At 76.4% G+C, this 13147-nt stretch carries 11 protein-coding genes; 5 read left to right on the top strand and 6 right to left on the bottom strand.

Annotated elements, in window-relative coordinates; genetic code table 11:
- Positions 1–36: 36 nt before the first annotated feature.
- From ACFV4G_RS23355 to ACFV4G_RS23345, 3 genes are all read right to left on the bottom strand, one after another.
- The gene (locus tag ACFV4G_RS23355) at positions 37–1521 is read right to left on the bottom strand and encodes an RNB domain-containing ribonuclease (RefSeq protein ID WP_380443410.1); all 1485 of its coding nucleotides are present in this window, start codon (positions 1519–1521) and stop codon (positions 37–39) included.
- Between the two features lie 135 nt (positions 1522–1656).
- Positions 1657–2046, bottom strand: a complete 390-nt coding sequence (locus ACFV4G_RS23350; RefSeq protein WP_380443408.1) for a type II toxin-antitoxin system death-on-curing family toxin — start codon at positions 2044–2046, stop codon at positions 1657–1659.
- Complete coding sequence (locus ACFV4G_RS23345) at positions 2043–2375, bottom strand: hypothetical protein (protein ID WP_380443406.1); 333 nt, start codon at positions 2373–2375, stop codon at positions 2043–2045. The genes ACFV4G_RS23350 and ACFV4G_RS23345 overlap by 4 nt, the downstream gene beginning before the upstream one ends.
- A 389-nt stretch (positions 2376–2764) precedes the next feature.
- Here ACFV4G_RS23345 and ACFV4G_RS23340 point away from each other — a divergent pair, with 389 nt between their 5' ends.
- Together ACFV4G_RS23340 and yaaA are read left to right on the top strand one after the other, a co-directional pair.
- Complete coding sequence (locus ACFV4G_RS23340; protein WP_380443404.1) at positions 2765–3214, top strand: DUF3995 domain-containing protein; 450 nt, start codon at positions 2765–2767, stop codon at positions 3212–3214.
- A 42-nt stretch (positions 3215–3256) separates the two neighbouring features.
- On the top strand, positions 3257–4042 hold the full coding sequence (gene yaaA / locus ACFV4G_RS23335; RefSeq protein WP_380443402.1) for a peroxide stress protein YaaA: 786 nt from the start codon (positions 3257–3259) through the stop codon (positions 4040–4042).
- A gap of 39 nt (positions 4043–4081) precedes the next feature.
- On the opposite strand, the gene ACFV4G_RS23330 is transcribed toward yaaA, so the two are convergent.
- Genes ACFV4G_RS23330 through ACFV4G_RS23320 form a run of 3 tightly spaced genes read right to left on the bottom strand, consistent with a single transcriptional unit; the run spans position 4082 to position 6841 of the window.
- Complete coding sequence (locus ACFV4G_RS23330; RefSeq protein ID WP_380443400.1) at positions 4082–5233, bottom strand: bifunctional RNase H/acid phosphatase; 1152 nt, start codon at positions 5231–5233, stop codon at positions 4082–4084.
- A 4-nt stretch (positions 5234–5237) separates the two neighbouring features.
- Complete coding sequence (locus ACFV4G_RS23325; protein ID WP_380443398.1) at positions 5238–5981, bottom strand: zinc ribbon domain-containing protein; 744 nt, start codon at positions 5979–5981, stop codon at positions 5238–5240.
- 23 nt (positions 5982–6004) lie between these two features.
- Positions 6005–6841, bottom strand: a complete 837-nt coding sequence (locus tag ACFV4G_RS23320) for a Nif3-like dinuclear metal center hexameric protein (RefSeq protein ID WP_380443396.1) — start codon at positions 6839–6841, stop codon at positions 6005–6007.
- Positions 6842–7345: 504 nt separating this feature from the next.
- Between ACFV4G_RS23320 and ACFV4G_RS23315 the strand changes: the two genes are divergently transcribed.
- The 3 genes from ACFV4G_RS23315 to ACFV4G_RS23305 all read left to right on the top strand — a co-directional run bounded on the left by ACFV4G_RS23315 (position 7346) and on the right by ACFV4G_RS23305 (position 13007).
- Positions 7346–10729 carry a lanthionine synthetase LanC family protein gene (locus ACFV4G_RS23315; protein WP_380443394.1) on the top strand — a complete coding sequence of 1128 codons (3384 nt, stop codon included), beginning with the start codon at positions 7346–7348 and terminating at the stop codon, positions 10727–10729.
- Positions 10726–12714, top strand: coding sequence for an alpha/beta hydrolase family protein (locus ACFV4G_RS23310; protein WP_380443392.1), 1989 nt, complete (start codon positions 10726–10728; stop codon positions 12712–12714). Before ACFV4G_RS23315 ends, ACFV4G_RS23310 begins: the two co-directional genes overlap by 4 nt.
- 149 nt (positions 12715–12863) lie before the next feature.
- Positions 12864–13007, top strand: coding sequence for a VenA family class IV lanthipeptide (locus ACFV4G_RS23305; RefSeq protein ID WP_363659199.1), 144 nt, complete (start codon positions 12864–12866; stop codon positions 13005–13007).
- Positions 13008–13147 lie beyond the last annotated feature (140 nt).

Below are 13147 nucleotides of genomic sequence, written 5' to 3'. Positions count from 1 at the left end.
GCACGATCCTCCCACCCCCGCCCGCCCCCGGGCGGCTCAGAGGGCCGCGAAGCGGACCGTCCGGGTGGCCGGATCGGCCGCCGCCAGCCGCACCCGGATCAGCCCGCCGAGCGGCAGCGGGGCCGGGACCGCACCGGGGGCGGCCGCTTCGGGGCCGGCCGGCCGGTCGCAGCGGGCCCGGACGGCCGGCTCGCGCAGTTGGACGGTGCCCGAGGCCGGCCGCTTCTCGTCCACGTCGATCACCACCGCCGTGAAGTCCTCGCCCTCCCGGCCCGCCAGCAGCTCCGCCTCCACCAGGTCCACGCACGCCCGCTCGACCTCGGCCGAACGGCGGTCCCCGCTCGCCATCAGCGCCGGCACACCGGGCAGCGCCTCACGCGTCCAGTCCGGCACGTCCTCCCCCGCGGCCACCGCCGCGCACACCTCCTGGGCGAACCGGTCGCCGAGCCGGCGCAGCGGCGCCGTGCAGTGCGCGTACGGCGCCGCCAGCGCCGCGTGGCCCGGATCGGCGGGGGCGGGCAGGCCGCGGGACTCGTCGAACGCGTGGTAGCCGGCGCCGCGCAGCAGCCCGGTGCACTCGTTGAGGAACGCGGCGTTGAGCGGCACGTCCGGATCCAGCGAGCGGATCAGCTCCTGGTACGGGAGGCCCTCCGGCCAGGCCACGTCCAGGGCGGCGGCGATCCGGCGCAGCCGCGCGTACGCGGAGGCGGGCGCGGCCGGCAGGGTGCGCAGCAGGCCGACGCCCGCGTCCAGCATCATCTCCGCGGCGGCCATGCCGGTGAGCAGCGAGATCTGGGCGTTCCAGCCGTCGGCCGGGCCGGGCGCGCGATAGCCGAGGACGTACCCGTGCAGGGTCTCCTCCACCTCCTGCTCGGGCACCGGCAGGCTGATCCCGCCGCGCGCCCGCTCCTGCTCCTCGCGCAGCCCGCCGACCGTCGCGAGCAGGGCCAGTTGCTCGTCGGCCCCGCCCAGGTCGACGGCGCGCTGGACGGCCGCGTAGTCCAGGCGGCGGTGCGAACGGACCACGGCGCGGCGCGCGTCCGCGAGCACGACCCCGCCGTCCGCGTCCAGGTCCAGTTGCCACAGCAGCGCCGGGCGGGGCTCGCCGGGCAGGAGGCTGGCGGCGTCCTCGGAGATCCGGGTGGGGTGCAACGGGATGCGGTGGTCCGGGAAGTACAGGGTTTCGACCCGGCGGCGGGCCTCGGCGTCGATCGCCCCGCCCGGGCGGACGAAGGCGGCGACGTCGGCGATCGCGTAGTACACCCGGTAGCCGCCGCCCGGGCGGCGGGTGAGGTGCATGGCCTGGTCGAGGTCCCGGGAGCCGGGCGGGTCGACCGTGAAGAGCGGCAGGTCGGTGGCGTCGTACTCGGGCATCCGGGGCCGCTCGGCCGCCTCCTCCGCCTCGGCCAGCACCGCCTCCGGCCACTCGGCGTGGATCTCCAGTCGGGTCCTGAGCTCGGCCAGTTCCGCGTTGATCCGGGCGGAGTCGGCGGCCTTGACGCGCAGTTTTCGGCGTGGCATGCACGTCAGCGTAGGGCGAATCGGGTGATTCCGGACGGAGGCTCGGCGGCCCCGGGTGGCCCCCTCCGGGGTTTCGGTGGCCTCCGGGTTTCGGTGACCTCCGGGGTACCGGTGGCCTCGTCGGCCTCGGCGGCCTCAGCGGCCCAGGAGCTTCCTGAGGTCGGCGGCGGCGAGGGAGACGGAGTCGTCGTAGCCGCCGGTGGCCAGGCGCAGCACGAAGGCGACGGCGTCGTCCGGGTGCGGGTCGGTGTAGGACTCGCCGTTGTAGTCCAGGAACAGCAGCATCGCCTCGAAGGCGGTGCGCTTGTTCCGGTCGACCAGCGGGTGGTTGCGGGCGAGGCTCTGGCCGAGCGCGGCGGCCTTGGTCCAGAGGTCCGGGTAGGCGTCGGCGCCGAACAGGCTCGCCTGCGGACGGCCGAGGGCGGACAGCAGGGCGCCGAGGTCGCGGATGTTCTCCGGGCCGCCGGCGAGGTAGGTGACGTCGTCGAGGTCCAGGAACTCCGTGGGCCCGGTGGGCCGGGTCACAGGTCCTTCAGCCTCTCCAGCGTCTCGGCGTTGGCCGCGCGGATGCGGGCCACCATGGCCGCCCGGCGCTCGGCCCGGCCGGGCCGCGTCAGGCCCTCCGGCACGTCGGACTGCCGCACCTCGAACGCCAGCTCGGCGGTGTCGCCCCCGCCCTCCCCCTCGGTGACCCGCACCCGCCCGGCCATCACGGCCTGCGCGGCGGCGCGCAGCGCGAACTCCAGCGCCTGCCGCGTCTCCACCGGCAGGTCGGCGGGCAGCCGCACGGACAGGGACTCCTCCACGGCGTCGTCATCCTCGCCGGGCACCAGGTCCAGGGGTCGCAGGGACATCTCACTCACTCTCCTTCGCCACCCACCGTAACGGCCGGTGGACCCCTGCCCCCACCGAATTCCCCCACCGGTTCCCCCTGGACAGGGGCAGGGCGCAGCAGCCGAACGGCGGGCCACGGCCCGGGGAGCGGACGGACAGCCGACCGACACCCGCCACCCCCACCGAAATACCCCGGGCGCCACCGGCGACAGCAGCCGAACGGCGGGCCACGGAACAGCGAGCAGGCGGACAGCCGACCGACACCCGCCCCCCACCGAAATACCCCCGGCACCACGGGCGACAGCAGCAGCCGAACGGCGGGCCACGGCCCGGTCGGACGGCCGGCGGTCAACGGACGTAAGGGTCCGTAGAGTTGGGACAGGTGGTCGAACGTGGAGGGGGTCCGGTGATGAGGACGGTGAAGGCGACCGGGGTGGCCGTGTCGGCCGCGTTGGCGGGCGTCGGGGCGCTGCACGCGGTGTGGTCGGTGACGCCGTGGCCGTTGCGGACGCCGGAGGAGTTCGCGGACACCCTGGTCGGCGCGGGCGACGAGCTGCCGCCGGCGGCCGCCTGCCTCGCGGTGGCGGGGCTGCTCGGGACGGCCGCGTACCTGGTGGCGGCCGAGGCCGGCGCGCTGCCGCCGGTGGGACCGCGGCGGCTGCGGCGGGCCGGAGTGCGGGCGGTGTCCGGGGTGATGCTGGCGCGCGGGATCGGCGGGCTGGCGCTGTTCGGGAACGTCGTCGAGCGTTCGGAGCGGTTCACGCGACTGAACACCCGGTACTACTCGCCGCTCTGCCTGGCCCTCGGTGCCGGGGCGGCCGTGGTCGCGCGGGCGGGTGCCGGGGAGCCGTCGCAGTAGGGTGGCGGGGTTCGGTTGCCACAAAGTGTTGAGGAGTCCGCTGTGCTGGTGCTGTTGCCGCCCTCGGAGGGGAAGGCCGCGTCCGGGGACGGGGGGCCGGTGGTGCTCGACCGGTTGTCGTTGGCGGGGCTGACGACGGCGCGGGCCGAGGTGCTGGAGGCGCTGGTCACGCTGTGCCGGGGGGACGAGGACACCGCCGCCGAGGTGCTCGGGCTCAGTCCGGGGCTGCGCGGGGAGATCGCGCGGAACGCCGGGCTGCCGTCGGCCGGGGTGCGGCCGGCGGGCGAGGTGTACACCGGGGTGCTGTTCGACAACCTGGGCCTGGCCACCCTGGACGAGGCCGCGTACGGCCGGGCCGAGCGCTCGCTGCTGGTGTTCTCCGGGCTGTGGGGCGCCGTGCGGATCGCCGACCGGATCCCGCCGTACCGCTGCTCGATGGGCGTGAAACTCCCCGGCCTGGGGGCACTCGGGGCGTACTGGCGGAGCGCGATGGCCCCCGTGCTCCCGGAGGTCGCGGACGGGCTGGTGCTGGACCTGCGCAGTTCCGCGTACGCGGCCGCGTGGAAGCCGGCCGGCGAGGTGGCCTCGCGCACGGCGACCGTCCGGGTGCTCCAGGAGCGGAACGGCAAGCGCACGGTCGTCAGCCACTTCAACAAGGCGACGAAGGGCCGGCTCGTCCGGGACCTCCTGGTGGCCGGCGCCGAGCCGAAGACCCCCGCCGAGCTGATGGACGCCCTGCTGGAGCTGGGCCACCGGGTGGAGCTCGCCGCGGAGGGCACGGCCCGCAAGCCGTGGCAGCTGGACGTCGTCGTCACCGAGGTGCACTGACGGTGTGAGGCGGGGCCCGTGCCCCGCCTCACGGTCGGGTCAGCGCAGGTGCGACGTGTCGTTGAGCAGCCGCACCGACGCGTTGCCGTCCGCGTAGTACTGGACGGCGCACAGCGAGGCCGCCGACAGCTCCATCCGGTACAGCGAGTCCGGCGGGGCGCCGAGGGCCAGTCGGACCAGCGTCTTGATCGGGCTGACGTGCGACACGACGAGGACCGTCCGGCCGGGGTGGCGGGCGATGATCTTGTCGCGGGCGACGCCGGCCCGGTGGGTGAGCGTGGTGAAGCTCTCGCTGCTGCCGGTCGGCTTGGCCTTGGCCGAGCCGAGCCACGCCGTGAGGTCGTCCGGGTAGCGCTCGCTCACCTCGGCGAAGGTCAGGCCCTCCCACGCGCCGAAGTCGACCTCGCGCAGGCCCTCCTCGTACCGCACCTCCAGGCCGAGCCTGGCCGCGACGGTCTCGGCGGTCTGCCGGGTGCGCTGCATCGGGGAGGCGACGACCGCCTGGATGCTGCCGCGCGCGGCGAGCGCCTCGGCGGCCCGTTCGGCCTGCCAGCGGCCCTTCTCGGAGAGCTCCGGGTCGCTGCCGCCGCTGCCGGAGAAGCGCTTCTCCGGGGTGAGCGCGGTCTCGCCGTGGCGCAGCAGCACGAAGGTGGTGGGGGTGCCGAGGTCGGCCGGGGCGGCCCAGCCGGCCTTGGGGGCCGCGGTCTCCAGCGGCCGTTCGGCGACGGCCGCCGCGGCCGGCGCTGCCGCGGCGGGCTTCCTGGGCTCCCACTGGCGGCCCGCCTTGCCGGCGTCCATGGCCTCGTTGGCGAGCCGGTCGGCGTCCTTGTTCCGCTCGCGCGGGATCCAGGTGTAGGTGACGCGGCCCCGCGGGAGGACGGTCTTCGCCTCGGCGGCGAGCGGCTGCATGTCGGGGTGCTTGATCTTCCAACGCCCGGACATCTGCTCGACGACGAGCTTGGAGTCCATCCGGACGTCCACCGTGGCGTCCGGGTCGAGCTCGCGCGCCGCCCGGAGCCCGGCGATCAGGCCCTTGTACTCGGCCACGTTGTTGGTGGCGTGCCCGATGAACTCGGCGGCCTCGGCGACGATCTGCCCGGTGTCGCCGTCGCGGACGACCGCGCCGTAGCCGGCCGGCCCCGGGTTGCCCCGGGACCCGCCGTCCGCCTCGACGATGAAGCGCGCCGCCACCGGATCAGACGCCCGAGTCGGCGGTGCGGACCAGGATCCGCGAGCAGTTCTCGCAGCGGACCACCTTGTCGGCCGGCTCGGCCTTGATGGCGTTGAACTCGGTGATGGAGAACTCGGTGCGGCAGCCCTCGCAGCGGCGCTGGTAGAGGCGGGCCGCGCCGACGCCGCCCTGCGTCTCGCGCAGCTTGGCGTAGAGCTTCATGAGGTCGGCCGGGACGACGGCGGCGACGGTCTCGCGGTCGCGCTTGACCTTGTCGGCCTCGGTGTCGATCTCGGCGAAGGCGGCGTCCCGGCGGCCCTCGGCCTCGGTGAGGACGACGGTGGAGTGCTCCAGGCGGGCGGTCAGCTCGGTGACGCGGGTCTGGGCGCTCTCCAGGCGCTCCATGACGTCGAGCACGACCTCCTCCAGGTCGCCCTGGCGCTTGGCGAGCGAGCCGATCTCGTGCTGGAGGTTCTCCAGGTCCTTCGGCGAGGTGATCGCGCCGGAGTCGAGGCGCTGCTGGTTGCGGGCGGAGCGGGCGCGGACCTGCTCGACGTCCTGCTCGGCCTTGGTCAGCTCGCGGGCGGTGTCGCCCTGCTGGGCCTGGGCGGCGACGACCAGGTCCTTGAGCGCGGTGTGGTCGGCGGTGGCCTTCTCGATCTCGGCGTGCTCGGGCAGGCTGCGACGCCGGTGGGCCAGCTGGTCGAGCTTGGAGTCGAAGGCCTGGAGGTCGAGCAGGCGGATCTGGTCGGCGGGCGCGGCGTTCAAGCGGAGAGCTCCTGTGAATCGGGTCAGGCGGGGAAGGACATGGGGGCGTGCGCGGTCCACGGGTCGGTGACCCGGTGGGAGACCTTGGTCTCCACGGCCCAGCCGCGCTGGTCGGCGGCGGCCCGCAGGGCCCGCTCGGCCAGGGTGAGCCAGGGCCACTCGGTGGCCCAGTGCGCGGCGTCGACCAGCGCGACCGGGGCCGCCTCGGCGGCCTCGGACGCCGGGTGGTGGCGCAGGTCTGCGGTGACGTAGGCGTCCACGCCGGCCGCCCGGACCTCGGCGAAGAAGCCGTCCCCGGAGCCGCCGCACACCGCGACCCGGCTGATCAGCCGGTCCGGGTCGCCGGAGACGCGGACGCCGGCGGCGGTGGCGGGCAGGCCCTTGGCGACCTGCTCGGCGAAGGCGGCGAGGGTCAGCGGGGGCTCCAGCAGGCCGATCCGCCCGCCGCCGCGGCGGCCGAGCGGGTCGGTCGGGTCCGGCACCAGCGGACCGGTGACGGTCAGGCCGACGGCCTCGGCGAGGGCGTCCGAGACCCCGGGGTCGGCGTGGTCGGCGTTGGTGTGCGCGACGTGCAGGGCGATGCCGTTGCGGATCAGCGTGTGCACCACCCGGCCCTTGAAGGTGGTGGCGGCGACGCTGGTGGTGCCGCGCAGGTAGAGGGGGTGGTGGGTGACGACGAGGTCGGCGCCCCACTCCACGGCCTCGTCCACGACGGCCTGCACGGGGTCGACGGCGAACAGGACGCGGCCGACCTCGGCCTCGGGGTCGCCGCAGACCAGGCCGACGGCGTCCCAGGACTCCGCCCACTGCGGCGGGTAGACCTCTTCGAGTGCGGTGATGACGTCGGACAGTTTCGGCACCTGTCGAGACTACCGTGCGCGCGGGGGCGGTCGGGCCCCGGCCGCTCGGTCTCGGGGGCGGTCGGGGGGTCTCCCGGGCCCGGGCTGCGGGTTCGGCCGGCGTACATGGGTGCCACCCGCGCACGGATGCTCGTCAACCCGCCACGATCCGCCGCTCGCACCCCCCGGGCGCCGGGGGCGCGGGCCGCGCACGCCGGTGCGCCGGGCGCGCGTTGCTCACACCGTGCCCTTCGCACGAATTCGAAACCCGCGCTGGATCACCCTTATGAGTGAAGTGACCGGCTGTGCGTTGAGCCTCTCCCGCCTCGAAAGTAACTTCAGTTCTGCGAACGGCAGTTGCCCCGGCCCGAGGTCGGGATCGCACTCCGTCGGCGCGGGCCGGAGCCCGCCGCACCAGGGGTTGGGCTCATCGCCCCTCATGAGGAATTGCAACGAGGGGCCGTAGCGAGGGGCTGCCACGAGCAGCACGCACCCGTGGGCGGCGGCCGATACGAAGGGATGTGGATGCGGATGATGGGGGCGGGCACATCGCTGCGTACGGCCGGGGGCCCGGGCCCGGGCCCGGTGACCGGCGGGCCGGACGCGGCCGGTCCGTGGCCGCAGGCGACGCGGGCGGCGCTGGCCGGCACCGGAGGCCGGGAGGGCGGCGGGGACTGGGAGGTCACCGCCGGGGGCTTCTGGTGCACGGCCAGGCCGTCCGGGTCGTCACCCTTACCCGGGCAGGGCTGGAAGCTGCACGTCAGCGCGGCCTCGGCGGTGGGAGAGGCGGTGCTCGCGGCCGTCGTGCGGGTGGTCGCCGAAGACCCGTGCATCTTCAAGTTCGCGGCCGGGGAGCAGCGGCTGCGGGAGCTCAACTCACGCAACGGCGACCGCGGTTCGGCGGGCAAGTTCATCACCGTCTACCCGGCGGACGACGGCCAGTTCCGGCGCCTCGCCGCCGCGCTCGACCGCGCGACGGACGGGCTGCCCGGACCCGTCGTGCTCTCCGACCGGCCGTACCGGCCCGGCAGCCGGGTGCACTACCGCTACGGCGCGTTCGCGGCACGCGCCGAGCTCGGCAACGACGGGGAGTACCGGTCGGTGCTGCGCGGGCCGGACGGGGAGCGGGCGGTGGACGTCCGCGGGGCCTCGTACCGGGCGCCGGGGTGGGTGCGGGACCCGTTCGCCCTGCCCTTGGGGCCCGCGACACCGTCGCCCAGGAAGCGGGCCGGCGGCGTGCTGCTCGCCGGGCGGTACGCGATCACGTCCGCCGTGCGGCACAGCACCAAGGGCGGCGTGTTCCTCGGCCGGGAGGCGGCGAGCGGCGCCGAGGTCGTGGTCAAGCAGGCCCGCGCCCACATCGAGGTCGACCGCGCCGGAACGGACGCCCGCGACGCGCTGCGGCACGAGGCCGCCCTCCTGACCCGGCTGGCCGGGCGGGGCCTGGCACCGGCCGCGATAGAACTCATCGAGCAGGACGACTCGGTCTTCCTGGTGCAGGAACGAATCGCCGGGCAACCGCTGGGCAGCTGGGTCGCCACCCGCCTGCGGCGCGACGGCAGCCCCGACGTCGACTGGGCCGAGGCCGGACCGATGGCCCGGGCCCTCCTCGACCTCGTCGAGCGGGTGCACGCGGAGGGACTCGTCCTGCGCGACCTCTCCCCCGGCAACGTCATGGTGCGGCCCGACGGCGGCCTGCGGCTCGTCGACCTCGAACTCGCCGCCGAGACCGGCCGGCACGCCGGCGCGGCCGGCACCCCCGGCTACCGCGCCCCCGAACAGGGCCCGGGCCGGCTCAGCCTCGTCACGGACGGCACGTGCGTCGCCGACCCCGCCGTCGACCTGTACGCCCTCGGCGGCCTCCTCTTCCTCCTCGCCACCGGCCACGACCCGCTCCTCCCCGAGGACCTCCCCCACGCCCGCCCCGTCACCGAACGCCTGACCCGCTGGCTCACCCTCGCCGCCCGCACCGGCACCACCGCCCGCCGCCTGGCCCCGGCCGTCCTGGGGCTCCGGGCGGACACCCCGGCGGAACGCTGGGGGGTGGCGGCCGTCCGCGCGGCGGTCTTCGGCGGGGACGGGGAGGGCGCGCCGTCGGGTGCGGGCCGGACGGCCGAAGGCCGGGGCGGGGAGGGCGCGCCGTCGGGTGCGAGCCCGAGCGCCGAAGGCCGGAGCGGGGAGGGCGCGCCGTCGGGCGCGAGCCCGACCGCCGAAGGCCGGAGCGGGGAGGGCACGCCGTCGAGTGCATCCGGCGCCACACAGCCCCCTAGCGCGCTCCGGCCCGTCGGCGCCTCCGATCTCCTCCCTCGCGATGGCGCGCCCGCCGCCGAGCAACAGGGCGGCACGCAGCCCACGGCAGGAAGCCCCGAGGCCTCCGCGCAGTCCCCCAGTGCACTCCGCCTCGCCGACGTCGTTGGCCTCCCCTGGTACGACGCTGCGCCCGCCGCCGAACGACAGGACAGCACGCAGCCCACGACCGAGAGCCCCAAGGCCGACGGCCACCCTGGGTCCGCAACCGCCCACCCGGGTGCGCAGCAGGCCGGGACGGGCCCGGCCGGAGACGCCTCCGCGCAGTCCCGCAGCGCGGTCCGCCTCGCCGACGTCGCCGACCTCCACTGGTACGACGCTGCGCCGGCCATCGACCTCGACCGGGTGCTGACGGACGGCCTGCGGCACCTCGCCGTCACCGCCACGCCCTCACGGCGGGACCGCCTGTGGCCCGTCGTGGCGGCCGGGGAGCGGACGGATCCGTGCAACGTGCAGCACGGGGCCGCCGGGGTGCTCGCCGTTCTCGCCCGTGCCGCGCTCGTGGGCGGGCTTCCCGAAGACGACGGAACGCTCCGGGTGGCGGCGGACTGGATCGAGCGCCGCTGTGCGGCCGAGCCGGTCGTCCTGCCTGGGCTGCACTTCGGGCGGTCGGGCACGGCGTGGGCGCTCCTCGACGCCGCCCGGGCGCTCGACGACCGCGAACTCGCCGAGCGGGCCTCGGCGATGGCGCTGCGGGTCGACGTCGAGTGGCCCAACCCGGATGTCTGCCACGGCGCCGCGGGGGCGGGCCTCACCCAGCTGCGGTTCGCCGCCGAGGCCGACGCCGACGCCGCCGGCACCAGGGCGTCCGCCTTCCTCGCCTGCGCCGCGCGCGGCGGCCGTGCGCTCCTCGCGGCCGCCCGGCGGGAGCCGTACGGGCTGGTCTGGCCGGTGCCGAGGGACTTCGACTCGGCGCTCGCCGGGATCACCCACCTCGGGTTCGCGCACGGTGTCGCCGGGGTCGGCGCCTTCCTGCTCGCCGCCGCCGAGGCCACCGGCGATCCCGCGCTCCTGGCCGGTGCCGTCGAGGCGGGCCGCACGCTCACCGCCACCGCCCGCCGCGACGGCGACGGCGGCGCCGGCACCGGCACCGGCACCGGTCCCGCCTGGTGGCCGCAGAGCGCGGACGACGCCCCGCACGTCCGGCTCCCGCACTGGTGCAGCGGTTCCTCCGGCGTCGGCACGTTCCTCCTCCGGCTCTGGCAGGTCACCGGGGATGCCACCGCCCACGAGCTGGCGCTCGCCGCCGGGCGGGCCGTGCTGGCCGGCCGCTGGCACAGCGGGGTGAGCGCCTGCCACGGCCTGGCGGGCGACGGCGAGTACCTGCTGGACCTCGCCGAAGCCACCAGTGAGCGCGAATTCCGATCCGGGGCCGAGGAGTTGGCGCACCTGATCGCCGCCCGCTCCGCCCTCCGCGACGGCCTCGTGGTGCTCCCCGACGAGACGGGCACCGGGTGCGCGCCCGGCTACGGCACCGGCACCGCCGGCGTGCTCGCCTTCCTGCTGCGCCTGCGGCACGGCGGCCCCCGCCTCTGGGTGGACCCGGTGCCGCCCGCCACGCGCCGGCCGGCCCGCGCCACGGACGAGGTGGGCCGACCGTGAACGTCGCCGCCCCGACCCGCACCAACGCGCTGCGCCGTCTGAGCTTCACCTTCGCGCCCGACGGCAGCCACGCCGCGTGCCTCGCCTCGGCCGCCGACGGCGGCTGGTACGCGGAGAGCTGGCTCCTCCCGGCGGACGGCGGACCGGCGGCCCCGACCGCGCTGCCGCTGTCCGGCAACCGTTCGGAGAGCCTGCGCTCGCAGTTGGTCTCGCTGCCGGACGGGTCGGTCCTGATCTGCCGGCACGACGGCGAGCGGCACGACCTCGTCCACCTGTCGTCCCGCGAAGGCACGTGCACGGAAACGCAGTTGGCGACGCTCCGGATGCCCGGCCTGCGCCTCCTGCCGCTGCCGGCCGGCCGCACCGCCCCCTCCGCCCCCGTGGCGCTCGCGCTCGGCACCGACACCCGCCCGGCGACCACCGTCTGGCTGGTCCGGACGGACGGCAGCGAGCCCGAACAGGTCGCCGAGGTACCGGGTCTGCACGGCGGCGGGGTCTGGCTGGACCACACCGGGGCGCTGCTCGCCCTGGACCGGGTGAGCGCGGGGATCGTCCGCACCGTCGTGCTGGACGTGCACAGCGGCGCCGTCACCCCGCTGCTGGAGATCGGCGAGCGCAGCAACGACCGCCTGGTCCTGTTCGACCCCGACAGCCGCTTCGCGATGGTGCGCAGCGACGCGCCGGGCACCGACCGGCTGGGCTGGGGCGTGCTGGGCGGCGGCGAGCCGCTGCGGTTCCCGGAGCGCCTGCACGTGGCGGGGATGTTCCTGCGACCGGTGGCACTGCGGCAGGCGACGGACGGGCCGCGGGTGGCGGTGCAGATCGACCACGGCGCGGGTTCGGCGCTGGCGCTGTGGCGGCCCGCGGCGGGACGGCTGGACCCGCTCCCGGTGCCGCCGGGCCGGCTCGGCGCGGTCGGGCACTGGGGGGAGGCGGGGCTGCGGATGCCGTACTCGGCACCGGACCACCCGGCGGCGCTCGCGGCGCTGGACGTGGACGCACTGCTGGCGCACGGCCCGGCGTCCCCGGCGTCCGGACCGATGCCGCTGCCCCTCCAACTGGCCCCGCTGGGCTCGGGGTTGCCCGGCCCTTGGCGGGACACGGTGCTGCCGTGGCAGCCCGGCGGCGCACGCATCCCCCGTACGCAGCCGCCCGGTTGGCGGCTGGACGGCAGCACGGCACCCGGCGACGGCGGTCGCTGGCAGCCTGCCCAGAGCATCGAACTCGCGGGCCCGGCCGGGCCGTTGGAGGCCGTCGTATACGGCGGCGACGCGTGGCTGAGCAGCCCACACCTCGTCCTGGCGCTGCACGGCGGCCCGGCGGACGCCTGGCGGCTGGAGTTCGACCCGGCCCTGCAGCGGATGGCCGCGGACGGGCTGGCCGTGGTCGCGCCGAACCAGCGCGGCTCCACCGGGTACGGCGTGCCGCACGCGATGGCGATCCGCGGCGCGTGGGGCGGGCCCGACCTGGACGACGTCCTGTACCTGCTCGACGGCCTCGCGGGGCAGCGCGCGGCGCTCGGCCTGGAGCCGCCGTCGCTGTTCGGCGTCAGCTACGGCGCGTTCCTGGCCCTGCTGGCGGCGGCGCACGCCCCGGCCGAGCACGTGGCGCGGTGCGCGGTGGTCGCGCCGTTCCTGTCCGGCGCCCGGCTGCTGGCCGAAGCGGCGCCCCCGGTGCGGGCGTTGACCACCCGGCTGGGCGGCGGCGAGCAGATCGCGGACGCCCGCGGGCCGCGCGACGTGCTCCAGCTCGCGCACCGGCTGAGCGCCCCGCTGCTCGTGGTGCACGGCAATCGGGACGAGGTCGTCCCGGTGAGCCAATCCCGTTCGCTGCGACACGAGTTGCTGCGGATCGGCCGGGTCGAGGGCGCGGACTTCCGGTACGTCGAGGCGGCCGGCTCCGGGCACGAGGTGCTGGCCGAGGAGGGCGCGGCCGTGCTGCACGAGCTGCTCGCCGCCTTCCTGCGCACCGGCCGGCCGGGCTGACCGGCCCCGCACGGCGACACACCCCACAGACTCCCGGGCCCGACGGCCCGGGGCACCACCCCGGCGCGGCGGACGGAGCCGCCCGGGGGCGATACCCGGCGCCCGCAGGCAGATCGCGGCGGGCGCGCACTCAAGGGGAGGAACAGATCATGGAGAACATGGTGGACTTCGAGACCGACCTCGCGGCGCTCCAGGAGCTGCCGGAGAGCGAGTCCGTCGAGCTGACCGGCCACGGCGCCGGCTGCCAGTACACCTGCCTCATCCTGACCTGCCTGATCTTCACCATCAACTGATCACGGCAGCGCCAGGGTCCTCCGATGACCCACGGGCGCGGGGGGGGCGGCGGGGCGCCGGCCCACCGGTGACCCCCCTCAGGCGGGGGGTGTGCGCGGCGGCGGCGGTGGGGGGGGGGCCGGCCGGCTCGGGGGCGAAC

This window comes from Kitasatospora sp. NPDC059747, from assembly GCF_042732955.1.
Taxonomy (GTDB): domain Bacteria; phylum Actinomycetota; class Actinomycetes; order Streptomycetales; family Streptomycetaceae; genus Kitasatospora.
Note: the sequence above shows the minus strand (reverse complement) of the source record. Positions and strands in the feature narration are given on the sequence as shown.